Annotated in this window: 26 protein-coding genes and 1 pseudogene; 14 read left to right on the top strand and 13 right to left on the bottom strand. The window is 61.2% G+C overall.

The features are described from left to right. Positions 1–12: 12 nt before the first annotated feature. The 3 genes from BLU46_RS15930 to betC all read right to left on the bottom strand — a co-directional run bounded on the left by BLU46_RS15930 (position 13) and on the right by betC (position 4,197). Positions 13–1,581 carry a SulP family inorganic anion transporter gene (locus BLU46_RS15930; RefSeq protein WP_093203367.1) on the bottom strand — a complete coding sequence of 523 codons (1,569 nt, stop codon included), beginning with the start codon at positions 1,579–1,581 and terminating at the stop codon, positions 13–15. A 164-nt stretch (positions 1,582–1,745) separates the two neighbouring features. After that, on the bottom strand, positions 1,746–2,666 hold the full coding sequence (gene choX / locus BLU46_RS15925; RefSeq protein WP_093203363.1) for a choline ABC transporter substrate-binding protein: 921 nt from the start codon (positions 2,664–2,666) through the stop codon (positions 1,746–1,748). A gap of 16 nt (positions 2,667–2,682) precedes the next feature. Next, on the bottom strand, positions 2,683–4,197 hold the full coding sequence (gene betC, locus BLU46_RS15920; protein WP_093203359.1) for a choline-sulfatase: 1,515 nt from the start codon (positions 4,195–4,197) through the stop codon (positions 2,683–2,685). A gap of 103 nt (positions 4,198–4,300) precedes the next feature. Here betC and BLU46_RS15915 point away from each other — a divergent pair, with 103 nt between their 5' ends. The 6 genes from BLU46_RS15915 to BLU46_RS15890 all read left to right on the top strand — a co-directional run bounded on the left by BLU46_RS15915 (position 4,301) and on the right by BLU46_RS15890 (position 9,973). Further along, positions 4,301–5,251: a choline sulfate utilization transcriptional regulator gene (locus tag BLU46_RS15915; protein ID WP_093203354.1), complete on the top strand. Its 951-nt coding sequence runs from the start codon at positions 4,301–4,303 to the stop codon at positions 5,249–5,251. Between the two features lie 31 nt (positions 5,252–5,282). Then, the gene (locus tag BLU46_RS15910) at positions 5,283–5,609 is read left to right on the top strand and encodes a DOPA 4,5-dioxygenase family protein (protein ID WP_093203349.1); all 327 of its coding nucleotides are present in this window, start codon (positions 5,283–5,285) and stop codon (positions 5,607–5,609) included. 102 nt (positions 5,610–5,711) lie between these two features. Beyond that, positions 5,712–6,680: a 2-dehydro-3-deoxygalactonokinase gene (locus BLU46_RS15905; protein WP_093203344.1), complete on the top strand. Its 969-nt coding sequence runs from the start codon at positions 5,712–5,714 to the stop codon at positions 6,678–6,680. A gap of 13 nt (positions 6,681–6,693) precedes the next feature. Then, a complete protein-coding gene (locus BLU46_RS15900) occupies positions 6,694–7,314 on the top strand; it encodes a 2-dehydro-3-deoxy-6-phosphogalactonate aldolase (RefSeq protein ID WP_003213643.1) in 621 nt (206 codons plus the stop codon). 33 nt (positions 7,315–7,347) lie between these two features. After that, on the top strand, positions 7,348–8,496 hold the full coding sequence (gene dgoD / locus BLU46_RS15895) for a galactonate dehydratase (RefSeq protein ID WP_003213645.1): 1,149 nt from the start codon (positions 7,348–7,350) through the stop codon (positions 8,494–8,496). A gap of 172 nt (positions 8,497–8,668) precedes the next feature. Then, entirely contained in the window at positions 8,669–9,973 is a 1,305-nt protein-coding gene (locus BLU46_RS15890) for an MFS transporter (protein ID WP_063033727.1), read from the top strand. Here the strand turns inward: BLU46_RS15890 and BLU46_RS33210 are convergent. The 4 genes and pseudogenes from BLU46_RS33210 to trpB form a co-directional block, all read right to left on the bottom strand. After that, positions 9,966–10,056: pseudogene (locus BLU46_RS33210) on the bottom strand (outer membrane lipoprotein carrier protein LolA); the annotation flags it as partial. The gene BLU46_RS15890 and the pseudogene BLU46_RS33210 overlap by 8 nt on opposite strands. A 21-nt stretch (positions 10,057–10,077) precedes the next feature. Continuing rightward, positions 10,078–10,524 carry an anti-virulence regulator CigR family protein gene (locus BLU46_RS15885; protein WP_063033726.1) on the bottom strand — a complete coding sequence of 149 codons (447 nt, stop codon included), beginning with the start codon at positions 10,522–10,524 and terminating at the stop codon, positions 10,078–10,080. 139 nt (positions 10,525–10,663) lie between these two features. After that, the gene (gene trpA, locus BLU46_RS15880) at positions 10,664–11,473 is read right to left on the bottom strand and encodes a tryptophan synthase subunit alpha (RefSeq protein ID WP_008439583.1); all 810 of its coding nucleotides are present in this window, start codon (positions 11,471–11,473) and stop codon (positions 10,664–10,666) included. Next, positions 11,473–12,714 (bottom strand): tryptophan synthase subunit beta, encoded by a 1,242-nt coding sequence (gene trpB, locus BLU46_RS15875; protein WP_063033725.1) that lies wholly within the window; start codon positions 12,712–12,714, stop codon positions 11,473–11,475. The genes trpA and trpB overlap by 1 nt, the downstream gene beginning before the upstream one ends. Positions 12,715–12,823: 109 nt before the next feature. On the opposite strand from trpB, the gene BLU46_RS15870 reads away from it, so the two are divergent. Beyond that, a complete protein-coding gene (locus tag BLU46_RS15870; protein ID WP_093203339.1) occupies positions 12,824–13,720 on the top strand; it encodes a LysR family transcriptional regulator in 897 nt (298 codons plus the stop codon). Here BLU46_RS15870 and BLU46_RS15865 read toward each other — a convergent pair. After that, on the bottom strand, positions 13,717–14,043 hold the full coding sequence (locus tag BLU46_RS15865) for a DUF883 family protein (protein ID WP_003170746.1): 327 nt from the start codon (positions 14,041–14,043) through the stop codon (positions 13,717–13,719). The two genes, BLU46_RS15870 and BLU46_RS15865, sit on opposite strands and share 4 nt — an antisense overlap. Positions 14,044–14,199: 156 nt before the next feature. On the opposite strand from BLU46_RS15865, the gene BLU46_RS15860 reads away from it, so the two are divergent. Together BLU46_RS15860 and BLU46_RS15855 are read left to right on the top strand one after the other, a co-directional pair. Beyond that, positions 14,200–14,415, top strand: a complete 216-nt coding sequence (locus BLU46_RS15860; protein WP_093203334.1) for a dodecin — start codon at positions 14,200–14,202, stop codon at positions 14,413–14,415. Positions 14,416–14,532: 117 nt separating this feature from the next. Beyond that, complete coding sequence (locus tag BLU46_RS15855; protein WP_003214893.1) at positions 14,533–14,760, top strand: DUF1161 domain-containing protein; 228 nt, start codon at positions 14,533–14,535, stop codon at positions 14,758–14,760. A gap of 59 nt (positions 14,761–14,819) precedes the next feature. Here the strand turns inward: BLU46_RS15855 and BLU46_RS15850 are convergent, their stop codons facing one another. Beyond that, positions 14,820–15,821 carry an LLM class flavin-dependent oxidoreductase gene (locus tag BLU46_RS15850; protein ID WP_093203330.1) on the bottom strand — a complete coding sequence of 334 codons (1,002 nt, stop codon included), beginning with the start codon at positions 15,819–15,821 and terminating at the stop codon, positions 14,820–14,822. A gap of 216 nt (positions 15,822–16,037) precedes the next feature. On the opposite strand from BLU46_RS15850, the gene BLU46_RS15845 reads away from it, so the two are divergent. Beyond that, the gene (locus BLU46_RS15845; protein ID WP_017477943.1) at positions 16,038–16,469 is read left to right on the top strand and encodes an OsmC family protein; all 432 of its coding nucleotides are present in this window, start codon (positions 16,038–16,040) and stop codon (positions 16,467–16,469) included. A 112-nt stretch (positions 16,470–16,581) separates the two neighbouring features. Beyond that, a complete protein-coding gene (locus tag BLU46_RS15840; RefSeq protein ID WP_063033723.1) occupies positions 16,582–16,821 on the top strand; it encodes a DUF1161 domain-containing protein in 240 nt (79 codons plus the stop codon). Here BLU46_RS15840 and BLU46_RS15835 read toward each other — a convergent pair whose 3' ends face one another. Next, on the bottom strand, positions 16,822–17,244 hold the full coding sequence (locus BLU46_RS15835; protein WP_063033722.1) for a PA0061/PA0062 family lipoprotein: 423 nt from the start codon (positions 17,242–17,244) through the stop codon (positions 16,822–16,824). It lies immediately after the preceding gene. A 141-nt stretch (positions 17,245–17,385) separates the two neighbouring features. On the opposite strand from BLU46_RS15835, the gene BLU46_RS15830 reads away from it, so the two are divergent. Next, positions 17,386–18,441, top strand: a complete 1,056-nt coding sequence (locus tag BLU46_RS15830) for an aminopeptidase (RefSeq protein ID WP_093203325.1) — start codon at positions 17,386–17,388, stop codon at positions 18,439–18,441. A 96-nt stretch (positions 18,442–18,537) separates the two neighbouring features. Here the strand turns inward: BLU46_RS15830 and BLU46_RS15825 are convergent, their stop codons facing one another. Further along, positions 18,538–19,191, bottom strand: coding sequence for an HAD family hydrolase (locus BLU46_RS15825; RefSeq protein WP_093203321.1), 654 nt, complete (start codon positions 19,189–19,191; stop codon positions 18,538–18,540). A gap of 11 nt (positions 19,192–19,202) precedes the next feature. After that, a complete protein-coding gene (locus tag BLU46_RS15820) occupies positions 19,203–19,745 on the bottom strand; it encodes a gamma carbonic anhydrase family protein (protein WP_063033719.1) in 543 nt (180 codons plus the stop codon). A 102-nt stretch (positions 19,746–19,847) separates the two neighbouring features. Between BLU46_RS15820 and prlC the strand changes: the two genes are divergently transcribed. Then, on the top strand, positions 19,848–21,899 hold the full coding sequence (gene prlC / locus BLU46_RS15815) for an oligopeptidase A (RefSeq protein ID WP_093203316.1): 2,052 nt from the start codon (positions 19,848–19,850) through the stop codon (positions 21,897–21,899). Next, positions 21,896–22,168, top strand: coding sequence for a YheV family putative zinc ribbon protein (locus BLU46_RS15810; RefSeq protein ID WP_003214872.1), 273 nt, complete (start codon positions 21,896–21,898; stop codon positions 22,166–22,168). The genes prlC and BLU46_RS15810 overlap by 4 nt, the downstream gene beginning before the upstream one ends. Before the next feature lie 27 nt (positions 22,169–22,195). Here the strand turns inward: BLU46_RS15810 and BLU46_RS15805 are convergent, their stop codons facing one another. Further along, entirely contained in the window at positions 22,196–22,882 is a 687-nt protein-coding gene (locus BLU46_RS15805) for a dual specificity protein phosphatase family protein (protein ID WP_093203311.1), read from the bottom strand. Positions 22,883–23,007: the final 125 nt, after the last annotated feature.

Raw genomic sequence — 23,007 nt, 5'->3', positions numbered from 1 at the left:
TTTCAACCGTGTTCAGTCTTCGAAATGGATGGGGCATTTATCGCCCCCTTCCAGTTTCTTCAATTCCTCCACCACCTGTTGCCGGGCCTTGCGCAAAGCCAGGCTGCGCCCCAATCCGTTCAATCGGCGCGCTTCCTGGTGCAGCATCTCCACTCCGGAATAGTCGATAAAGTTGATCTGCTGTGCCTCGATCACCACCCGCTGACCGTGCAGGCTTTGCAGCCGTACTTGCAGGTAATGGCTGGCGCCGAAAAAGATCGACCCGCCGACCCGCAGCACATCGTCCTCACCGTCACGCCATTGCTGGACTCGCGGTTGCGAGGTGCGCTTGAGGTAGAAAAACAGCGACGCCAGCACCCCGGCGTAAATCGCCGTCTGCAACTCCAGCAACAGCGTGGCAATGCAGGTCAGGCTCATCACCGCAAACTCTGCGCGGCTGACCCGGAACAGCGCCCGAATGCCGCGATGGTCCACCAACCCCCAGCAAATCAGCAGGATGCTGGCGGCCATGCTCGGGATCGGGATATGCGCGATCAATGCCGCGCCGAACAACGCAAACAGCGCCACCCACAGTGCGGAAAACACCCCCGCCAGCGGCGAACAGGCGCCTGCCTCATAACTCAGACCCGACCGGGTGAAGGAGCCCGCCGACAAGTACCCGGAAAAAAATCCGCCGACGATGTTGGATAAACCCTGGGCGCGCACTTCCTGATTTGCATCGAGCAATTGCTGGGAGCGGGCCGACAGTGAGCGCGCAATCGACAGGCTGGTCACCAGCCCCAGCATGCCCACCGCCACGGCACTCGGCAGCAGGCGCAGGACCAAGTCCAAGTCCATCGGCAGCGGGCTGAACGGCGGCAGTTTGCCAACAAATGAACTGACCAACGCCACCTGCCCGAACATCGCCGGCCATAGCCATGGGGTGAGGCTACCCAAGGCCAGCGCGATCAACAGTGTGGGCCAGCGCGGCACCCACAATTTCAGCAGCACCCCCACCAGCAAGGTGCCGAGCCCGAGCACCAGTGAAGGATGATTCCATTCCCCGGCATGGTTGATCAGCGCCAGCAGGCTGTTGATCGCCGTGGCCTGGCTGGGCAGGTCCAGCCCCAGCAGATTGGGCAGTTGCCCCAGGGCGATTACCACCGCAGCGCCGAGGGTGAAGCCGAGCACCACTGAATGTGAAACGAAGTTCACCAGGGCACCGAAGCGCAGCATCCCCAGCAGCCATTGGAAGACGCCGGCCAGGAAGGTCAGCAACAGGATGAGCGTGATGTAGTCCTGGGACCCGGGCACGGCCAGCGGGCTGACACTGGCGTAGAGCACGATGGAAATCGCGGCGGTAGGACCGCAGATCAGGTGCCAGGAAGAGCCCCACAAGCAGGCGATCAATACCGGGATGATCGCGGCGTACAGGCCGTACTCCGGTGGGAGACCGGCGATCAGCGCGTAGGCAATGGATTGCGGTAATGCCAGGACTGCACCGCTCAGCCCAACGATTGCATCTCGCCCGACGCTGGCGCGGGTTTGGCGCGGGAGCCAGCTGAGGAAGGGGAAGAGTTTGTGGCGGTTGGGCCAGGGCATTGAGGGCTCGGATTGATAGGTTTGGATCAGGGTATCAGGACAAACGCCGCACTGTGGGAGTCCGCTTACTGTGGGAGCCGGGCTTGCCCGCGATCCAGGCGCCGCAGTCTCACAGAGACACCGCGGTGATGCCATCGCAGGCAAGCCAGCTCCCACATGAAGCGTTAGAGTTTGGCTTTTACGGCGGCCAGCGCATCTTGGCCGTCGACGGTTTTAACCCCGTCCAGCCACTTGTCCAGCACCGCCGGATTCGCCTTGATCCAGGCCTTCGCCGCATCAGCGTTGCTCACCTTGTTGTTCACCACCTCAGCCATGATGGCGTTCTCCATCTCCTGGGTGAAACTCAGGTTGGTCAGCAATTTCCCGACATTCGGGCAGGCTTGCGCATACCCCTTGCGGGTCAAGGTATACACGCTGCCGGTGTCACCAAAGTACTTTTCCCCACCCTTGAGGTAATGCATCTTCAACTGCACGTTCATCGGGTGCGGGGTCCAGCCGAGGAACGTCACGAACTTCTGCTTCTTCACCGCCCGGGACACTTCGGCCAGCATCGCTTGTTCACTGGACTCGATCAGCTTCCACTGGCCCAGGTCGAAGTCGTTTTTCTTGATGATTTCCTGCAACGAGATATTCGCCGGCGCACCCGAACCGATGCCGTAGATCTTCTTGTCGAACTTGTCGGCAAACGTGTTCAGGTCGGCAAAATCATGCACCCCGGCGTCCCACACGTAGTCCGGCACGGCGAGGGTGAACTCGGTGCCTTCGAGGTTTTTCGCCAGTTGCACCACATCGCCATTGGCCACGAACTTGTCGTAGAAGCCCTGCTGCGCCGGCATCCAGTTACCCATGAACACATCCACCTGGCCGTCCTTGAGCCCGCCAAAGGTGATCGGCACCGCAAGGGTGTCGACCTTGGCCTTGTAGCCCATGCCGTTCAACAGGAAACCGGTAATGGCATTGGTGGCGGCGATATCGCTCCAGCCCGGATCGGCCATCTTCACGGTGTCGCAGCTTGAGTCCGCGTAGGCGCCGGCACTGCTCAATGCCAACAGCGCAACGCTCAACACGGTGGATAACTTTCGCATGGCCTTCCCCTCAGTTTTATTGGTTTTGGCAGGGTTGTGGAAAACGTGCCTTGCGCTCCAGATCGTCGAGGTCGATATGGTTGCGCATGTATTGCTGACTGGCGTCTACCAGTGGCTGGTGGTCCCAACTCTTCAGCTTGCCTTGGGTCAGCGCCTCGAACACCAGGCGGCGACGGCGTTGGCTGGCGAGCACCTGCTGGTGGATCGCCGGGATGTCCCACTTGGCCCGCGCCTCACTCAAAAACGCCTCGAACAGCGGCCGGTGTTCCGGTGACTGGCTGAGTTCTTCCCGCTCGTGCGGGTCGTTGTGCACATCGAACAATAGGCAAGGATCGTCCTCGCTGTAGATGAACTTGTAGGCGCCACGGCGAATCATCATCAGCGGGCCGATGGTGCCTTCGGCCATGTATTCGCCGAACACTTCGTCGTGCCCGCCCTGCCCTTGCAAGTGCGAGACCAGCGAGCGGCCGTCCAGTGGCAGGTTGGCGTCGAGTTGGCCGCCGGCCAGTTCCACCAGGGTCGGCAGCAGGTCGGCGGTGGACACGGCAGCCGTCACCCGGCCCGCCGCGAACTGCCCTGGCGCGCTGATCAGCAGCGGCACCCGGGCGGCCATTTCAAACCAGTGCATTTTGTACCAGAGCCCGCGTTCGCCAAGCATGTCGCCGTGGTCACCGGAGAAGATGATGATGGTGTCGTCGGCCAGGCCCGTGTCTTCCAGGGTTTGCAGCAGCTTGCCGACGTTGCTGTCGATGTAGCTGCACGCACCGAAGTAGGCGCGGCGCGCATCGCGGATCTTGTTCACCGGCAGCGGCTTGTCCCACAGGTCATAGACCTTGAGCAGGCGTTGGGAGTGAGGGTCGAGATCTGCTTGTGGCGGTGTTGTGGGCAATGGGATGTCGTTGTCGTCGTACAGGTCCCAGAACGGTTTGGGAATGGTGTACGGGTCGTGTGGGTGGGTCATCGACACGGTCAGGCAGAACGGCTGGTCGCCATCCTCGCGGATATGGTCGAACAGGTACTGCTGGGCCTTGAACACCACCTCTTCGTCGAAATCCAGCTGGTTGGTGCGCACGCAGGGCCCGGCTTGCAGCACCGACGCCATGTTGTGGTACCAGGTAGGGCGCACGTCCGGCTCATCCCAGTTCACCGCCCAGCCATAGTCGGCGGGGTAGATGTCACTGGTCAGGCGTTCTTCATAACCGTGGAGCTGGTCGGGGCCGCAAAAATGCATCTTGCCCGACAGCGCGGTGCGGTAGCCGAGGCGGCGTAGGTAGTGGGCATAAGTCGGCACGTCGGCGGGGAAATCGGCAGCGTTGTCGTAGGCGCCGATCTTGCTCGGCAACTGCCCACTCACTAGGGTAAAGCGTGATGGTGCACACAGCGGGCTGTTGCAGTAAGCGGCGTCGAACACCACGCCCTCAGCGGCGAGGCGGCTCAAGTTCGGCAGTTTGATAGGCGAAGGACCGTAGAACGGAAGCATCGGCGCGGCCATTTGATCGGCCATGATAAAAAGAATGTTCTTGCGCTTCATGGTTTCGCGGCATTCCATAGTCAACGTTTATGCGAATGAGCATGCAGGCCATGGAAATCGTGGTAAAGCCCATGAGAAGCAATGTCTAGGATAAGCACAGCTTATGTATGAATCCCTCGGTCACCTGTCACTCGACCTGCTGCGCGCGTTTGAAGCGGCGGCTCGCCAACGCAGCTTTACGGCAGCGGCGATGGAGTTGGGCACTACCCAGCCGGCCATCAGCCAACAGATCAAGCGCCTGGAAGAACAGCTGAAGGTGCGCCTGTTTGATCGCATTTACCGGGGTATCGAACTGACCGACGCGGGCGCCCTGTTGTTCGAGCAGGTGCAGGCCGGTTTGCAGAGCATCAACCAGGGCCTGAGCGCGATTGCCGAGCAGGACCAGCACGAAGTCCTGCAGGTGGCGACCGACTTTGCGTTCGCCGCTTATTGGCTGATGCCGCGCCTGCATCGTTTCCATGAAGCGAACCCGCAGGTGGACGTGAGTCTGGTCACCAGCGAGCGCAATCACGCCGCGTTGCGCAGCGATATCGATGTGGCGGTGTTGTTCGGCGACGGCCGTTTCAAACAGGGCGACAGCCTCTGGCTGTTCAACGAGGAAGTGTTCCCGGTGTGCAGCCCGCAGTTGCTCCAGGACCGCAGCGCGCCGCTGCCGGTGCAGAGCCTGCTGGAGTTTCCCTTGCTGCACCTGCGCCAGCAAAACAACAACCAGTGGTTCGACTGGAGCGGCGTGTTTCGTGAGCTGGGCATCACCACGTCGCCCACCCCGGGCCAACTGCGTTTCGACAATTACACGCTGTTGATCCAGGCCGCGATCGCCGGCCAGGGCGTGGCCATCGGCTGGCGCCACCTTGTGGATAACTTGCTCGAGCAAAAGTGGCTGTGCCGGCCGATTGGCGACACCGTGATCTCACGCTTCGGCTATTACGTGGTGCTGCCCCAGCGCAAACGTCGCAGCCAGTTGATCGAACGTTTCGTCGGCTGGCTGATGGCCGAACAAGCCAGCAGCGCACAATCACTGACCGGCCTGGCCCTGCCGTCCATTGCGGTCTAGGATTTGCCGATCATTGAGCCCGGAGCCTGTCATGCAACGTATCAAGGGCTACCACGCCCACATCTACTTCGACGCCAACACCATCGACCAGGCGCGCAAGCTCTGCGAGGACGCCGCGCAAATGTTCCCGCTGCGCATGGGCCGCGTGCATGAACGCCCGGTGGGCCCGCACCCGGACTGGAGCTGCCAGCTGGCGTTCGACCCGGAATATATAGGCGTCGTACTGCCGTGGCTTGCGCTCAACCGCAACGGCCTGGTGGTGTTCCTGCACCCGACCACCGGCGATGACCTCAAGGACCACACCGACCACGCGATCTGGATGGGGGCGATGCGCACGTTGGACCTGTCGATATTCTAAGCTCGTAAATTCCCTATATATGGGACTCATATTTATATATTGAGACTTTGCCGGTCTTGGGTTTATATTTGCCTCATCCGCTCAGAACACTCAGGTGAAGCGATGCAGGCGCAATTGATCGCGCTCGATTGGGGAACCAGTTCCCTTCGTGCTTACAAGCTCGGCCCGGCAGGCGTCGTCATCGAACGACGCGCCCTGGCGTCGGGGATCATGCACTTGCCCACCGAACCCCGGGACATTGCCGGGGTTCGCAGCAGCAACGGGTTCGAGCTGGCATTCGACGCAGCCTGCGGTGACTGGCTCGACACCCAGCCCGACCTTCCCGTTATCGCCTGCGGCATGGTCGGCAGCGCCCAGGGCTGGAGCGAAGCGGCTTACCGCGACACCCCGGCCGACGTCTCTACCCTCGGCCAGGCGCTGCATGTGGTGCGCAGCCTGCGGGGCGCAGCGGTGCACATCGTTCCCGGCGTGATTCAACGCGGCGCCTTGCCCAATGTGATGCGCGGTGAAGAAACCCAGGTGCTTGGCGTGCTGCAAAGCCTGTCTGCCCATACCGGGCGCGACGTATTGATCGGCCTGCCGGGCAGCCATTCCAAGTGGGTGGAGGTGGTGGAAGGCTGCATCACCCACTTTGACACCTTCATGACCGGCGAGCTGTTTGCCGTGCTCAGCCAACACAGCATTTTGGGGCGCACCCAGCGCCCTTCCGAAGCGTTCCAGGCGGCCGCTTTTGATCGCGGCGTGCAGGTGGCGCTGTCGGTGGACGGTCAGGCCGGGCTGTTGTCGAACTTGTTCAGCACCCGCACCCTGGGATTGACCGGCGAGCTGGCGCCCGAGGAGCAGCCCGACTATTTGTCCGGCTTGATGATCGGCCACGAACTCATGGGCCTGCGCACCCGCCAGCCTGCCCAGCAACGCGACATCGTTCTGGTGGGCACCACCCAACTCTGCACCCGCTACCAGCGTGCACTCCAACTTTGTGGCTTCCCCCACGTGACCCTGGCACAGGAGGCTACCGAGCGTGGCCTTTGGCAGCTGGCCATGGCGGCGGGGCTGCTGCCTGCAACCTGACGAGAGGCCCGACATGCTCAAGCAAGCACTCACACACAACGGTTTGATCGCGATCCTGCGCGGCCTGCGACCGGAGGAGGCGTTGGCGATCGGCGAGGTGTTGTACACCGCAGGCTTCAGGGTCATCGAAGTGCCGCTCAATTCACCGGACCCTTATTCCAGCATCCGCATCCTGCGGGACAGCCTGCCCGCCGATTGCCTGATCGGCGCCGGCACCGTGCTGACCCCGGAACAGGTTGATCAAGTCAAAGCCGCCGGCGGCCAGGTGATCGTCATGCCCCACAGCGATGCCAAGGTGCTGCGTGCCGCCAAGGCCGCGGGTCTGTACCTCTCGCCGGGTGTGGCCACGCCCACCGAAGCTTTTGCCGCGCTGGCCGAAGGCGCCGACGTGCTGAAGCTTTTCCCCGCCGAGCAAATGGGCCCGGCGGTGGTCAAGGCCTGGCTCGCGGTACTGCCTGCGGGCACGGTGCTGCTGCCGGTGGGCGGCATCACTCCGGACAACATGCAGGTATTTTTCGACGCGGGCGTCAAAGGCTTCGGCCTGGGCTCCGGGTTATTCAAGCCGGGCATGAGCGTCGCCCAAGTGGCGAGCAACGCCCAGGCCTACGTCGCGGCCTGGCACGCCTTGGGCTGATCAGCGTTCTCCATCTACAAGAGAGATAAGAAGATGAAAATCACCAAACTGACCACCTTCATCGTCCCGCCCCGCTGGTGCTTCCTCAAGGTTGAAACCGACCAGGGCGTGACCGGTTGGGGCGAACCTGTGGTCGAGGGCCGCGCCCACACCGTAGCCGCCGCCGTCGAAGAACTGTCCGACTACTTGATCGGCAAAGACCCACGCAATATCGAAGACATCTGGACGGTGCTCTACCGCGGCGGTTTCTACCGTGGCGGCGCGATCCATATGAGCGCCCTCGCCGGCATCGACCAGGCGCTGTGGGACATCAAGGGCAAGGCTCTCGGTGTGTCGGTCAGCGACCTGCTGGGTGGCCAGGTGCGCGACAAAATCCGCGTGTATTCATGGATTGGTGGCGACCGCCCGGCCGACACTGCCCGCGCCGCCAAGGAAGCCGTGGCCCGTGGTTTTACTGCGGTGAAAATGAACGGCACCGAAGAGCTGCAATTTCTCGACAGCTTCGAAAAAGTCGACCAGGCCCTGGCCAACGTCGCCGCCGTGCGTGATGCGGTAGGCCCCAACGTCGGCATCGGCGTCGACTTCCATGGCCGGGTGCACAAGCCCATGGCCAAGGTGCTGATGAAGGAGCTCGATCCCTACAAACTGATGTTCATCGAAGAGCCGGTGCTCAGCGAAAACTACGAAGCGCTGAAAGAGCTGGCGCCGCTCACCAGCACCCCGATTGCCCTTGGCGAGCGGCTGTTCTCGCGCTGGGACTTCAAGCGCGTGCTCAGCGAAGGCTATGTCGACATCATCCAGCCGGATGCCTCCCACGCCGGCGGTATCACCGAAACCCGCAAGATCGCCAACATGGCCGAAGCCTACGACGTGGCCCTCGCCCTGCACTGCCCGCTCGGCCCGATTGCCCTGGCGGCGTGCCTGCAACTGGATGCGGTTTGCTACAACGCGTTCATCCAGGAACAGAGCCTGGGCATTCACTACAACGAGAGCAATGACCTGCTGGATTACGTACGTGATCCGGGCGTTTTCGACTACGACCAGGGCTTTGTGAAAATCCCCAATGGGCCAGGCCTGGGCATCGAGATCAACGAGGAATACGTGATCGAGCGCGCGGCCATCGGGCATCGCTGGCGCAACCCGATCTGGCGTCATGCCGATGGCAGTTTTGCGGAGTGGTGATTTCCTCCTGAAGAAACACCGTCAGTGTGGGAGCTGGCTTGCCTGCGATAGCGGTGAGTCAGCTTGCATCTGCGGCACTGACACTCCGCTATCGCAGGCAAGCCAGCTCCCACAGGGATCGCGTTTCTTCAGTAAGACCTGTCCTCAATAACCATAAGAAGAGGCAACCCCCATGCAATCCGAGTCCTTCACCGGGCAGGCTTCTTTAGTCACGCCCAGCCGAAAGCGTTTCTTCATCATGGTGCTGCTGTTCATCACCGTGGTGATCAATTACCTGGACCGCAGCAACCTGTCGATTGCCGCCCCGGCCCTGACGAGCGAGTTGGGGATCGACCCGGTGCATGTCGGGCTGATTTTCTCCGCGTTCGGCTGGACCTACGCGGCCATGCAAATCCCCGGCGGCTGGCTGGTGGACCGGGTACCGCCGCGCATTCTCTACAGTGTCGCCCTGCTGCTGTGGTCGATCGCCACCGTGATGCTCGGCTTTGCCGCCAGCTTCATCGCGCTGTTCGTATTGCGCATGGCGGTCGGTGCCCTGGAAGCCCCGGCTTACCCGATCAACAGCCGCGTGGTGACCACCTGGTTCCCTGAGCGTGAGCGGGCCACGGCGATTGGTGTTTATACGTCCGGGCAGTTTGTCGGACTGGCGTTTCTCACGCCGGTATTGGCCTGGCTGCAACACACCTTTGGCTGGCACATGGTGTTTGTCGCCACCGGTGGCGTGGGCATTGTGTGGGCGCTGATCTGGTACGCCGTGTACCGCGAGCCACGTGATTTCAAAGGTGCCAATGCGGCGGAAATCGAGCTGATCCGCGAAGGTGGCGGGTTGGTGGACATCCAGGCGCAGGCGGCCAAGGCGCCATTCAGTTGGGTCGACCTCGGCATCGTGCTGAGCAAGCGCAAGCTGTGGGGTATCTACCTGGGGCAGTTCTGCCTGAACTCCACGCTGTGGTTTTTCCTGACGTGGTTCCCGACCTACCTGGTGAAATATCGCGGCATGGACTTCATCAAGTCCGGCCTGCTGGCGTCGCTGCCGTTTCTGGCGGCGTTTGTCGGGGTGCTGTGTTCGGGGCTGTTTTCCGACTGGCTGATTCGCCGGGGAGCGTCGGTGGGGTTTGCGCGCAAGTTGCCGATCATTGGCGGGCTGTTGATTTCCACGGCAATCATCGGCGCCAACTTTGTTGACTCCACGGCGTGGGTGATTGCGTTTCTGGCGGTGGCGTTTTTCGGCAACGGCCTGGCGTCCATTACCTGGTCGCTGGTGTCGACCCTGGCGCCGGCAAGATTGCTGGGGCTGACGGGTGGGGTGTTTAACTTCATCGGCAATCTGTCGGCGATTACCACGCCGATTGTGATTGGCTTTCTGGCGACAGGGGATTCGTTTGCACCGGCGATTACCTATATCGCGGTGCTGGCGTTGCTGGGGGCGTTGTCCTACATCTTGCTGGTCGGCAAGGTCGAGCGTATAGAACTGTAGGAGCGAGCTTGCTCGCGAAAAACCTGAGAGCGCCGCGGGGTGTCAGATGCCCCCGCGTTATCGTTAACGTTTTTCGCGAGCAAGCTCGCTCCTACAGGGAGTTACTAGTACAGCGCGCCATCCAGAATCTGGTAGACGATGCTGGTGCCAATCGCGATCAGCACGATGTCCCCGCCCGAGCGGCGCCATTCGTAGCCAGGATATTGCGGCAGATGCGACAGAGCCCGAGGGTCCAGACGCTCGCCGTAGTAGTTCGGCGGCAGGCGCTGGCCGCGCACCAGGTGGATGCCGGGAGGCGGCGGAGCACCACGGCGGAAGTCGCCATGGTTATCGCGGATCACTTGCCGAACAGGGCCGAAGTCCTGAGGAGGCCCGCCACGGTGATTGTCCTGGGGCCCGCGGCGGTCATCGCCACGGTGATCGTTCTGTTGGCCTTGAGGGCCGCCACGGTCAGGTCCGCCACCTTGGTCGTACGGTGCGGCTTGCACCAGGGCGCTGGCGCCGAGCAACAGCACACCCAGACCGGCTATCACACGTTTAGGCATCTTCATCAGGGGTTTCCTCAACTGCACAAACAACAAAAAGGGATTTCGAACCGGGTCCGAAATCCCTTGGTCTTGTCAGTTTAGGTGCTGATTTGCCAGCATGATTCCTCTGTATCAGGAACTTTACCTACCGCTTACGAGCCGCTTACTTACGGGCGTTGCGCACACCTTCCGAAAGCGCCGAGCACAGGGTCAATACACCGTCGATGGCCTGCTGATCATTGCTGGCGTTGGCGATGTGATCGATCAGTGCCGAACCCACCACCACACCGTCTGCCAGGCGGGCAATTGCAGCGGCCTGCTCCGGGGTGCGGATACCAAAACCGATGCTGATCGGCAGGTCGGTATGCCGACGCAGGCGGGTCACGGCTTCTTCGACGTGTTCCAGGGTCGCGGCGCCGGCACCGGTCACACCGGCCACCGAGACGTAGTACACAAACCCGGAGCTGCCGTTGAGCACGGTCGGCAGGCGCACGTCGTCGGTGGTCGGGGTGGTCAGGCGGATAAAGTCGATACCGGCAGCCTGGGCCGGGTCGCACAGCTCGCCGTTATGTTCCGGAGGCATGTCGACCACGATCAGGCCGTCGACGCCGGCTTCTTTCGCATCGCTGATGAAGCGTGGCACGCCGTACATGTGGATCGGGTTGAAGTAGCCCATCAGCACCAGCGGCGTGTCGCTGTTGCCCTCGCGGAACTCGCGAACCATTTGCAGGGTTTTCGTGAGGTTCTGCTTGGCGGTCAGCGCCCGGATGTTGGCCAGTTGAATCGCCGGGCCGTCGGCCATCGGGTCGGTGAACGGCATGCCCAGCTCGATCACGTCGGCGCCGGCCGCAGGCAAGCCCTTGAGAATCGCCAGCGAGGTGTCATAACCCGGGTCGCCGGCGGTGACGAAGGTCACCAGGGCGGCGCGGTTTTGTTCTTTCAGTTGCGCAAAACGTGTTTGCAGGCGGCTCATCAGTGTTTCTCCTGCTGGGATGGCTCTTGTGAAGAGTGTTCCATGTGGTGCATCACGGTTTGCATGTCTTTGTCGCCACGGCCGGACAGGTTGACCACCATCAGGTGATCCTTCGGCAAGGTCGGTGCGCGTTTGAACACTTCAGCCAGGGCGTGGGCGCTTTCCAGTGCAGGAATAATCCCTTCCAGGCGGCAGCATTTGTGAAAGGCGTCGAGGGCTTCGTCGTCGGTCACCGAGGTGTACTGGACGCGCCCGATGTCGTGCAACCAGGCGTGTTCAGGGCCGATGCCCGGGTAGTCCAGGCCGGCGGAAATCGAGTGGGCGTCGATGATCTGGCCATCGTCGTCCTGCAACAGGAAGGTGCGGTTGCCGTGGAGCACACCCGGTACGCCGCCGTTGAGGCTGGCCGCGTGTTTGCCGGTTTCGATGCCGTAGCCGGCCGCTTCAACGCCGATGATTTCGACGCTGGTGTCATCCAGGAACGGGTGGAACAGGCCCATGGCGTTGGAACCGCCGCCGATGCACGCCACCAGGCTGTCGGGCAGACGGCCTTCCTGGGCCTGCAGTTGGGTACGGGTTTCCTTGCCGATCACGGCCTGGAAGTCGCGAACCATGGCTGGGTACGGGTGCGGACCGGCCACGGTGCCGATCAGGTAGAAGGTGCTGTCGACGTTGGTCACCCAGTCGCGCAGGGCTTCGTTCATCGCGTCTTTCAGGGTGCCGGTGCCTGCGACTACCGGGATCACTTCAGCGCCCAGCAGCTTCATGCGGAATACGTTGGCCTGCTGGCGCTCGATGTCGGTGGTGCCCATGTAGATCACGCATTGCAGGCCAAAACGCGCGGCCACGGTGGCGGTGGCCACACCGTGCATGCCGGCGCCGGTCTCGGCGATGATGCGCTTTTTACCCATGCGCCGCGCCAGCAGGATCTGGCCGATGCAGTTGTTGATCTTGTGGGCGCCGGTGTGATTCAGCTCTTCGCGCTTGAGGTAGATCTTGGCGCCGCCGCAGAACTCGGTCAGGCGTTCGGCGAAGTACAGCGGGCTTGGGCGTCCAACGTAGTCGCGCTGGAAGTAGGCCAGTTCTTCGTTGAAGGCCGGATCGATTTTGGCCGCTTCGTATTCGCGGGCCAGGTCAAGGATCAACGGCATCAGGGTTTCCGCCACGTAGCGGCCGCCGAACGAACCAAACAGGCCATTGGCGTCTGGGCCGTTGCGTAAATCGGTCTGGGTCTGAGTCATGGGACGCTCCAGGTAGAAAATGTGTAAGAGGCAATGACGGTCACTCTACCCCTGACGCTTGCACGTGAAAACCGATAAGATCGCCACAACCTGTCAGGAAAACTCACAGATGAGCCGAGACCTCCCACCCCTGAACGCCTTGCGCGCTTTCGAGGCGGCTGCACGCCTGAACAGCGTCAGCCAGGCCGCTGAGCAACTGCACGTGACCCATGGCGCGGTCAGCCGGCAGCTCAAGGTGTTGGAAGAACACCTCGGCGTCAGCCTGTTCGTCAAGGACGGGCGCGGCCTCAAACTCACAGATGCCGGCATCCGCCTGCGAGATGCGAGTTTTGAGGCGTTCGAGCGTCTGAGGGACACCTGCGCAGAACTCACACAAAGCAGCGCAGACGCACCGTTTGTGCTCGGCTGCTCCGGCAGTCTGCTGGCGCGCTGGTTTATTCCGCGTTTGGGGCGCCTGAACGCGGATCTGCCGGATTTGCGCCTGCACCTGTCGGCGGGCGAAGGCGACCTCGACCCGCGCCGCCCCGGGTTGGACGCGCTGCTGGTGTTCGCTGAGCCGCCATGGCCGGCGGATATGCAGGTGTACGAATTGGCCAGCGAGCGCATCGGCCCGGTCATGAGCCCGCGATTTGCCCATTACGAGCGTTTGCGCCAGGCACCTGCCGAAGCGCTGCTGAATGAAGCCCTTTTGCACACCACATCACGCCCGCAAGCCTGGCCCAGTTGGGCGCAGCACCATGGGATCGACGCTGGCGCGTTGAAGTACGGTCAGGGGTTCGAGCATTTGTATTATTTGCTGGAGGCGGCGGTGGCGGGGCTGGGGGTGGCGATTGCGCCAGAACCGCTGGTGGCAGAGGACCTGCGAGCGGGTCGCCTGGTCGCGCCGTGGGGTTTCAGTGAAACCCCGGCGCAACTGGCGTTGTGGCTACCCAAGCGCGCCGCGGATGGGCGCGCCCGGCAACTGGCGCAGTGGCTCAAGGCTGAGCTTGTGCGCCAGGTTGTTTAGTCGCCGCGTTTGCACAGCAAGTAAGCCGCCAGCAGGCCCAGCGCGCCAACGGCGACGCCAGCGGTAGTCCATGGGTGCTCTTGCGCGTAGTCCCGTGTCGCAACACCGGTTTCGCGGATTTTGACTTTGCTTTCTTCATAGGCATCGCTGATCAGGTGACGGGAATGCTTGAGGGCATTCTCGGCATTGCTTTTCAGGGCCTTCAAGGTTTTGCGCGACTCGTCAGAGGCATCGTCCTTGAGGCTTTCCAAAGATTTGAGCAGGCTCGAAATCTCGGCTTCCATGCTTTCCAATGACGCTTTGCGTAAAGAGGTGTTGGCCATGTGGGCTCTCCTGGAGTGATTGAGTGGCGTGTGTTGTTTCCGACTGCGGCGGTTTCAGAAAGTGCAGTAAATCTGAACTTTCGTATGGGAATAGTCGCCAGAAGCAGTACGAGAATTCACTGCTAGGCTTCATTAACGACCCCAGGAGAAAACCTTATGAGTGATCATCACACCTACAAGAAAGTCGAACTGGTGGGCTCTTCCACCACCAGCATCGAGGACGCCATCAACAATGCCTTGGCTGAAGCCTACAAGAGCATCAAGCACTTGGAGTGGTTTGAAGTGACCGAAACCCGCGGTCATATCAAGGACGGCAAGGCCGCGCATTTCCAGGTCACCCTCAAAGTGGGGTTCCGAATTGCCAGTAGTTGACTGAGCCGGTTGAACTTGCGCGCTGGCCGATTGCCATAAACTCCGCTACAACCTTTAGGCACGTCGGCGTGACGAGCGGCGACGTGCTTCCTTTCGATCAACCCAAGGAAGTGACGGATGAAGAACTTTTTGTTGGCGGTAGGTTTGTTGAGCATTGCGGGCACAGCCCTGGCGGCGGGCAAGCCTTGTGAAGAGCTGAAAAGCGAGATTGCGGCAAAAATCGACGCTAAAGGCGCTTCAGGCTACTCCCTGGAAATCGTGGACAAAGGTGCTGCACCTAGTGACCACACGGTTGTCGGCAGCTGTGAAGCCGGTACCAAGGAAATCGCCTACAAGCGCGGGTGATCCCGTGTTGCAGACGTAAAAAACCGACGCAAGTGCGTCGGTTTTTTTACGCCTGCGATTCAGCCCTTCATGATCTGGGCCAGCAGCTCGTAGGAATGGATCCGGTCGGCATGTTCGTACAGGTCACAGGTGAAGATCAGCTCATCAGCGCCAGTTTGCTCCACCAGCACCTCCAGTTTGGCGCGGATCTTCTGCGGGCTGCCCACCATGGCCAGGCCAAGGAAACTGCCTACAGCGTCTTTCTCATGGGGCAGCCACAAGCCGTCCATGGTCTTGACCGGCGGGCGCTGCACCAGGCTTTGCCCGCGCATCAACGCGAGGATTCGCTGGTACACCGACGTAGCCAGGTAATCAGCCTGTTCATCCGTATCGGCGGCCACCAGGGGGATGCCGAGCATCACGTAGGGCTTGTCCAGCACGGCCGAAGGCTTGAAGTGGTTGCGGTAGACGCGAATCGCTTCATGCATCAGGCGCGGCGCGAAATGTGAGGCAAAGGCGTAAGGCAAACCGCGCTCACCTGCCAGTTGCGCACTGAACAGGCTGGAACCCAATAGCCATACAGGGACGTTGGTGCCGGTGCCGGGTACGGCGATCACTCGCTGGTCCGGAGTGCGCGGGCCGAGGTAGGCCATCAGTTCAGCCACGTCTTCCGGGAAATCATCGGCGCTGCCGGAGCGTTCACGGCGCAGGGCGCGGGCGGTAATCTGGTCGGAGCCGGGCGCGCGGCCCAGGCCCAAATCGATACGGCCCGGGTACAGGCTTTCCAGGGTGCCGAATTGCTCGGCGATCACCAACGGCGCGTGGTTGGGCAGCATCACGCCACCGGAACCGACACGAATCGTCGAGGTGCCGCCCGCCAGATAACCCAGCAATACTGAGGTCGCCGAGCTGGCGATACCGTCCATATTGTGGTGTTCGGCCACCCAGAAACGGTTGTAGCCGAATTTTTCCACGTGCTGGGCCAGGTCCAGGGAATTGCGCAGCGACTGCGCCGGACTGCCGTTGGCGCGCACTGGCACGAGGTCGAGGGTCGAGAACTTTACGTCGGACAGCGATTTCATAAGCCTGCTTCTCCAATGGGGGCGCAGGCTTCTAAGACGAACCAAAACCTGCCGCTTCATGTGCATGTCTATGCAATGAGGGCATATACCCGAGATTCAATAGCGATGGTGAAATTTCCTACTTAATTGCTAGGTTTCTCCGACAAGATGAACTTTGCCGTGGCGTCTATCCTCAGAACCCTTACTGACGCAAAACCACCGTTCGAGGAGACCGCTATGAGTATCGTTAAAAAAGCATCCGCGCATTGGGAAGGCGACCTGAAGACTGGCCTGGGTTCCATTTCCACGGAAACTGGCGTGCTGCGCGAAGCGCCCTACGGCTTCAAGGCCCGTTTCGAAGGTGGCAAGGGCACCAACCCTGAAGAACTGATCGGCGCGGCCCATGCCGGTTGTTTCTCCATGGCCTTTTCCATGATTCTCGGCGACGCCGGGCTCAAGGCCGACAGCATCGACACCCAGGCCGAAGTGACCCTGGACCAAGTGGACGGTGGCTTTGCGATTACTGCCGTGCACCTGACCCTCAAGGCAAAGATCCCGGGCGCCAGTCAGGCGCAGTTTGATGAACTGAGCAAAAAGGCCAAGGAAGGATGCCCGGTGTCCAAGGTACTGAATGCAACCATTACCCTGGATGGCACGCTGATTAGTTGATGCAACCCTCTTGCAGGGGCGAGCTTGCTCGCTCCTGCAGGTGCAAATGTGGTCGAATAGCCGATGCAGACTTAGCGCACACCCGTGCGCGTGCATTCAGGGAGCTTCACACATGAAACGTATTGCCTTGGCGGTTATCTGCGGTGCACTGGCCACGTCGGCGCTGGCCGCGCCGAAAGACTGTGAAGAGCTCAGGAAAGAGATCGAGGTCAAAATCCAGGCGAATGCCGTTCCGTCCTACACCCTCGAAATCGTCAGCAAGGAAGAAGCCGACAAGCACGACAGCGCCATGGTTGTCGGCAGCTGTGAGAACGGCACGAAGGCCATCGTCTACCAGAAGAACAACGACTGATCAGATGCAGTTGACGCTACGTTCTTCCGCCAGTAACTGACCCGCTTTGTTGTACAGCCGGATATTCGGGTTGTAGCCCAGTGAGCGCCCTTCCAGGCGATAGCGCTGGCCTGCCTCGAAACGGTCGTATTGCAGGGTCATGAAGCAGGTTCGGTCGGTGGTTTGGCCCATCCCGCCGAAGCTGCCACCGGTAGGCACCTCGAAATCAAAACGCACCATCAGCTCATGGCTGCCAGGCGGCACCTGGAAGAAGCGCCCGTCGTTCAGGTTTTTTCCGTCCAGGCGTTGCGCCATCACCAGCTTGGCGCCGGGTGTCGGGGTGGCGAAGTCAACCCAGGCTTGCTGCGGATCAACCGCCGGTAGCGGCGTCGACGTACAGGCACTGAGAAGGACTGCAGCGATGGGAAGCAGTAGCTGACGCATGTTAAGCACTCAACGGTAGGAATGGTTTTTAAGCGGCTGCGTTCGGCGGCACGCTCCCTATGAGTATAAACACGCCACGCCATGGAAAAATTCCCCACAGGCGAGATAGTCTGGCGGGATAGTCACCTGCGAGAGGTTTTAATGGTCAGGCGTTTACTTCCCGGGTTGATGCTGCTGTTGCTCAGTGGCTGCTCCAGCGTCAGTTATTACAGCCAACTGGCAGACGGCCAATGGCAATTGCTGCGGGCCCGGGAGCCGGTCTCCGAGGTCATCGCCGACCCGTCCCGGCCACAGGTGCTGCGGGACCACTTGGCGCAGTCGCAGAAAGCCCGCACCTTTGCCAGCGAGCACCTGCACCTGCCGGACAACCAGAGTTACCGTCTGTATGCGGACATTGGCCGCCCTTATGTGGTCTGGAACGTCTTCGCCACGCCTGAATTTTCCCTGTCGCCGCAAACCCACTGCTTCCCGATTGCCGGGTGCGTGGCCTATCGCGGTTACTACAACCAGGGCGCCGCACGCGGCCAGGCGGCGTTGCTGAAGCAGCAAGGCATGGACGTGTCGATTGGTGGCGTGGAGGCCTACTCCACCCTCGGCTGGTTCAATGACCCGATCATGAGTTCGATGATGAGCTGGGGCGATGAGCGCCTGGCCACGCTGATTTTTCATGAGTTGGCGCATCAGCGGTTTTATGTGAAGGACGACACCGAGTTCAACGAGTCGTACGCCACCTTCGTCGAGCAGGAAGGCACCCGGCAATGGCGCGCGGCCCGTGGCTTGCCGCCAGCCAGCGAGTCGTCGTTGAAACAGCGCGACCAGTTCACCCGGCTGGTGCTCGACACCCGCAAACGCCTCGAGCAGCTGTATACCCAGCCGCTGGCGGCAGGTGCCATGCGCCAGACCAAGGCGGCTGAATTCGAACGCCTGCGCCGTGACTACCGGCACATGCGCGATAGCCAGTGGGGTGGCGACAAGCGTTATGACGCCTGGATCAACCTGCCGATGAACAACGCAAGGTTGCTGCCGTTTGGGCTGTATGACCAGTGGGTACCGGCGTTCGCCGCGTTGTTCCGGCAGGAAGGCGGCGATTGGCCGAAGTTTTTTGCGGCGGTGGAGAAGCTGGGCGGGTTGCCGGTGGATCAGCGCAAGGCGGCCCTGAGGGCGTTGGAGGGATCCGGGCAAGTGGTTGGCCGGTAGGGCCTCATCGCGGGCAAGCCCGGCTCCCACATTTGACTGAGTTGTCTTGGCCGACCGTGATCAAATGTGGGAGCTGGCTTGCCTGCGATAGCGCATTCAAGGCCGTTGCAAAAACGCCTGATGCATCTCGGCCAATGTTTCAAAATGCCAGGTCGGCGCCTCGGCACTCAGCTCCTCACGGCTGCCAAACCCGTAACCCACCGCCGCCGCATCCATCCCATTGCTGCGGGCCCCGATCAGGTCGTGCTTGCGGTCGCCAATCATCAAGGTACTGGCCGGGTCCAGGCCTTCTTCGGCCATCAGGTGGGCGATCAGCTCGACCTTATTGGTGCGGGTGCCGTCCAGCTCGCTGCCGTAGATCACCTTGAAGTGTTTGGCGAAATCAAAATGCCGGGCGATTTCACGGGCGAACACCCAAGGCTTGGACGTGGCCACATACAGCTGGCGACCCTGGCCATTCAAGTCCTCAAGCAGCGGCATCACGCCGTCGAATACGCGGTTTTCGTACAGGCCGGTGACCTTGAAGCGCTCGCGGTAAAAATTCACCGCCTCCCACGCCTTGGCTTCGTCGAAGCCATAGAACTGCATGAATGCTTGCAGCAGCGGCGGGCCGATGAAGTGCTCAAGCTTGGTCAGGTCCGGCTCGTCGATCCCCAGTTTGGCGAGGGCGTACTGGATCGAGCGGGTGATGCCTTCGCGCGGATCGGTGAGGGTGCCATCGAGGTCGAACAGAACGGTTTGGTAATGCATGGGTGTCCTTGTCATTGGTCGAAGCCTTCGGCCAGGTGCAGGTCTTTGAGCTTCACGTAGTTCGCGGCGCTGTAGGTGAAAAACGCCCGCTCCTTGTCAGTCAGCGGGCGGATTTGTTTAACCGGGCTGCCGACATACAAAAAACCGCTCTCGAGTTTCTTGCCTGGCGGCACCAGGCTGCCGGCGCCGATGATCACATCGTCTTCCACCACGGCGCCGTCCATCACAATGCTGCCCATGCCGATCAGAATCCGATTGCCCACCGTGCAGCCATGCAGCATGACTTTGTGGGCAATGGTCACATCGTCGCCGATCAACAGCGGGAAACCATCAGGATTGAAGGGCCCGGCGTGGGTAATGTGCAGCACGCAGCCATCCTGCACGCTGGTGCGCGCACCGATGCGGATGCGGTGCATGTCGCCGCGGATTACCGTCAGCGGCCATACCGAGCTGTCGGCGCCGATTTCGACGTCGCCGATCACCACCGCCGATGCATCGACGAAAGCCCCGGCGGCCAAGGCCGGCGTGTGATTCTGGTAGGTGCGAAGGGTCACGATAGGCTCTCTCTCTTCTGCTGATAGCTGCGGTGGGCGTTGATTGTAATTAAGATGGCCCCATCTTTGTTCTTACATGTTTCTTCAGCCAAGGTGCCAACCGTGAGCGCGAACAACCCTCTTCTGCAGCCCTACGACCTGCCGCCGTTCTCGGCGATCCGTGCCGAGCACGTACAGCCGGCCATCGAACAGATCCTCGCCGACAACCGCGTCGCCATCGAAGGCATCCTGCAAAGCCAGGGTAAAAATCCGACCTGGGCCGGCCTGGTCCTGGCCATGGACGAACTCAATGACCGCCTGGGCGCTGCCTGGAGCCCGGTCAGCCACCTGAACGCCGTGTGCAACAGCACCGAACTGCGCGAAGCCTACGAGGCTTGCCTGCCGGCATTGAGTGCCTACTCCACCGAGATGGGCCAGAACCGCGAGCTGTTCCAGGCCTTCGAAGCCCTGGCCAACAGCCCGGAAGCCGCCGGCTTCGACGTGGCGCAAAAAACCATTCTGGAACACTCCCTGCGGGACTTCCGCCTGTCGGGTATCGATTTGCCGCCTGAGCAGCAAAAACGTTATGCCGAAGTGCAGAGCAAACTCTCCGAACTGGGCAGCAAGTTCTCCAACCAATTGCTCGACGCCACCCAGGCCTGGACCAAGCACGTCACCGACGAAGCGACCCTCGCCGGCCTGACCGATTCGTCCAAGGCGCAAATGGCTGCGGCTGCCCAGGCCAAAGGCCTGGACGGCTGGCTGATCACCCTGGAATTCCCCTGCTACTACGCGGTGATGACCTACGCCCACGACCGCGCCCTGCGTGAAGAAATCTACGCCGCCTACTGCACTCGTGCGTCGGACCAAGGCCCGAATGCCGGTCAGAACGATAACGGCCCGGTCATGGAACAGCTCCTCGACCTGCGTCAGGAGCTCGCTCAACTGCTGGGCTTCGCCTCGTTCTCCGAACTGAGCCTGGCCACCAAAATGGCCGAGTCCAGCGACCAGGTGCTGAGCTTCCTGCGAGACCTGGCCAAGCGCAGCAAGCCGTTCGCCACCCAGGACCTGCAACAGCTCAAGACCTACGCCGCCGAACAAGGCTGCCCGGACCTGCAAAGCTGGGACAGCGGCTTCTATGGCGAAAAACTGCGCGAACAGCGTTACAGCGTTTCCCAGGAAGCCCTGCGCGCCTACTTCCCGATCGACAAGGTGCTCGGCGGCCTGTTCGCTATCGTGCAGCGCCTGTACGGCATCGAAATCGCCGAGCAGAAAGGCTTCGACACCTGGCACCCGGACGTTCGCCTGTTCGAAATCAAGGAAAACGGCCAGCACGTCGGCCGCTTCTTCTTCGACCTGTACGCCCGCGCCAACAAGCGCGGCGGGGCCTGGATGGACGGCGCCCGTGATCGTCGCCGCACCCTTGATGGCGTGCTGCAAAGCCCGGTGGCCAACCTGGTGTGCAACTTCACCCCGGCCGACAGCGGCAAGCCTGCCCTGCTGACCCACAATGAAGTGACCACGCTGTTCCACGAATTCGGCCACGGCCTGCATCACCTGTTGACCCGTGTCGAGCACGCTGGCGTGTCCGGCATCAACGGCGTGGCCTGGGATGCGGTGGAGTTGCCAAGCCAGTTCATGGAGAACTGGTGCTGGGAACCGGAAGGCCTGGCGCTGATTTCCGGCCACTATGAAACCGGTGAGCCGCTGCCTCAGGATCTGCTGGAAAAAATGCTCGCCGCGAAGAATTTCCAGTCCGGCCTGATGATGGTTCGCCAGTTGGAGTTCTCGCTGTTCGACTTCGAGCTGCACGCTACCCACGGTGATGGCCGCAGTGTGCTGCAGGTGCTGGAAGGCGTGCGTGATGAGGTGTCGGTGATGCGTCCGCCCGCCTACAACCGCTTCCCCAACAGCTTCGCGCATATCTTCGCGGGCGGTTACGCTGCGGGTTACTACAGCTACAAGTGGGCGGAAGTGCTGTCGGCGGATGCCTTCTCCAAGTTCGAAGAAGACGGCGTGCTCAATGCCGAGACTGGCCGGGCGTTCCGCGAAGCGATCCTGGCCCGTGGCGGTTCACAGGCACCGATGGTGCTGTTCGTCGACTTCCGCGGACGTGCGCCCTCGATTGACGCACTCTTGCGCCACAGCGGCCTGAGTGAGGACGCGGCAGCATGAGTGAAGCGCCTGTGAAAACCAAAAAACGCTTTATCGCCGGGGCAGTCTGCCCGGCGTGCAGCGAGCCGGACAAGTTGATGATGTGGAGCGAAGACGATGTGCCACATCGCGAGTGTGTGGCTTGCGGCTATTCCGACACGCTGAATGAACAAGGTCTGTCAGTGCCCAAGGAATTGGGCACGCGGGTCAATACGTCGGCATTGAAAGCACCGGATCCCAAGGTGCAGGCGGTGCAGTTCTTCCCCAATCCGAAGCTGAAAAAAGACTGACCGGCATGTGCCCCCTGAGCTGATGGCTCAGGGGGTGATCACCAGGGCGGTTTTTTCTGCCGCCACGTCCTTGGCGTTGTCCGCGGTGTTCAGCCAGCTTTTCATCGAGCACAGTGCAAAGGCGCTGGTGCTGCAATCGCCATTGGCCAACGCTGTGCGTAGCTTGTCGATATCAGCCTTCATCATGTAGCGAACGCCGTCCTTGAAGCCTTTGCTGGCTCCAAAGCCACCGAGCGTCATTTCGTTCAGCGCTTCCTCTTTACTCCACCCCTGAACCACCACTCGATACATCGCCGCCATCAACCCGGTGCGATCCGAGCCGTGCTTGCAATGCATCAACACCGGGCCGTTGGCTTGTGCGTCCTGAATGGCGCGCAGGGCTTCCAGTACATCGGTGTCGTCGACATGGTTGGTTCGGTAGGTCAGTTGCACTTGCTTGATATCAGACGACTTCAGCCAGTTGGCATCAGATTCGGGCAGGAAGTTGATGACCGTACCGATCTTGAGTTTTTCCAGGACAGGAACGGCGCTGCTATCCGGTAGCGCGCTGCGATAGAGGGTGGGCGACATCTGATACAGGTTGTATTGGCTTCCCACTGGCTGGGCCCATTCCAGTGAGCGAATGGAAGCAGTGTCGTCGGCGTGCGCTTGGACGGTGGTAAACAGCGCCATGAATGCCAGGCTGATGGCAGGCAGCAATTGGTGATTGAACATGGGCGATGTAACCGAATAGGGAAATGGCTGATGGGGCACAGATTCGCCTACAGCGGATCAATGCCTCGTGAGGCACTCGTCAAAGAATCGTGAACGCCCGCTATTTTTTTCCCGCTGAATCGATT

This window comes from Pseudomonas yamanorum, from assembly GCF_900105735.1.
Classification (GTDB): Bacteria; Pseudomonadota; Gammaproteobacteria; order Pseudomonadales; family Pseudomonadaceae; genus Aquipseudomonas; species Aquipseudomonas yamanorum.
This window is presented reverse-complemented; position numbering and strand designations above follow the sequence as displayed.

Excerpts from the sequence above, each read along its gene's own strand:
- BLU46_RS15870 (WP_093203339.1), top strand. The coding sequence starts at position 12,824 with ATGAGCCGAGACCTCCCACCCCTGAACGCCTTGCGCGCTTTCGAGGCG.
- BLU46_RS15840 (WP_063033723.1), top strand. The coding sequence starts at position 16,582 with ATGAAACGTATTGCCTTGGCGGTTATCTGCGGTGCACTGGCCACGTCG.
- dgoD (WP_003213645.1), top strand. The coding sequence starts at position 7,348 with ATGAAAATCACCAAACTGACCACCTTCATCGTCCCGCCCCGCTGGTGC.
- BLU46_RS15905 (WP_093203344.1), top strand. The coding sequence starts at position 5,712 with ATGCAGGCGCAATTGATCGCGCTCGATTGGGGAACCAGTTCCCTTCGT.
- BLU46_RS15835 (WP_063033722.1), bottom strand. The coding sequence starts at position 17,244 with ATGCGTCAGCTACTGCTTCCCATCGCTGCAGTCCTTCTCAGTGCCTGT.
- BLU46_RS15855 (WP_003214893.1), top strand. The coding sequence starts at position 14,533 with ATGAAGAACTTTTTGTTGGCGGTAGGTTTGTTGAGCATTGCGGGCACA.
- choX (WP_093203363.1), bottom strand. The coding sequence starts at position 2,666 with ATGCGAAAGTTATCCACCGTGTTGAGCGTTGCGCTGTTGGCATTGAGC.
- BLU46_RS15885 (WP_063033726.1), bottom strand. The coding sequence starts at position 10,524 with ATGAAGATGCCTAAACGTGTGATAGCCGGTCTGGGTGTGCTGTTGCTC.
- BLU46_RS15915 (WP_093203354.1), top strand. The coding sequence starts at position 4,301 with ATGTATGAATCCCTCGGTCACCTGTCACTCGACCTGCTGCGCGCGTTT.
- BLU46_RS15930 (WP_093203367.1), bottom strand. The coding sequence starts at position 1,581 with ATGCCCTGGCCCAACCGCCACAAACTCTTCCCCTTCCTCAGCTGGCTC.
- BLU46_RS15900 (WP_003213643.1), top strand. The coding sequence starts at position 6,694 with ATGCTCAAGCAAGCACTCACACACAACGGTTTGATCGCGATCCTGCGC.
- BLU46_RS15865 (WP_003170746.1), bottom strand. The coding sequence starts at position 14,043 with ATGGCCAACACCTCTTTACGCAAAGCGTCATTGGAAAGCATGGAAGCC.
- BLU46_RS15860 (WP_093203334.1), top strand. The coding sequence starts at position 14,200 with ATGAGTGATCATCACACCTACAAGAAAGTCGAACTGGTGGGCTCTTCC.
- BLU46_RS15810 (WP_003214872.1), top strand. The coding sequence starts at position 21,896 with ATGAGTGAAGCGCCTGTGAAAACCAAAAAACGCTTTATCGCCGGGGCA.
- BLU46_RS15910 (WP_093203349.1), top strand. The coding sequence starts at position 5,283 with ATGCAACGTATCAAGGGCTACCACGCCCACATCTACTTCGACGCCAAC.
- BLU46_RS15805 (WP_093203311.1), bottom strand. The coding sequence starts at position 22,882 with ATGTTCAATCACCAATTGCTGCCTGCCATCAGCCTGGCATTCATGGCG.
- BLU46_RS15890 (WP_063033727.1), top strand. The coding sequence starts at position 8,669 with ATGCAATCCGAGTCCTTCACCGGGCAGGCTTCTTTAGTCACGCCCAGC.
- BLU46_RS15825 (WP_093203321.1), bottom strand. The coding sequence starts at position 19,191 with ATGCATTACCAAACCGTTCTGTTCGACCTCGATGGCACCCTCACCGAT.
- betC (WP_093203359.1), bottom strand. The coding sequence starts at position 4,197 with ATGAAGCGCAAGAACATTCTTTTTATCATGGCCGATCAAATGGCCGCG.
- BLU46_RS15830 (WP_093203325.1), top strand. The coding sequence starts at position 17,386 with ATGGTCAGGCGTTTACTTCCCGGGTTGATGCTGCTGTTGCTCAGTGGC.
- BLU46_RS15850 (WP_093203330.1), bottom strand. The coding sequence starts at position 15,821 with ATGAAATCGCTGTCCGACGTAAAGTTCTCGACCCTCGACCTCGTGCCA.
- BLU46_RS15845 (WP_017477943.1), top strand. The coding sequence starts at position 16,038 with ATGAGTATCGTTAAAAAAGCATCCGCGCATTGGGAAGGCGACCTGAAG.
- trpB (WP_063033725.1), bottom strand. The coding sequence starts at position 12,714 with ATGACTCAGACCCAGACCGATTTACGCAACGGCCCAGACGCCAATGGC.
- trpA (WP_008439583.1), bottom strand. The coding sequence starts at position 11,473 with ATGAGCCGCCTGCAAACACGTTTTGCGCAACTGAAAGAACAAAACCGC.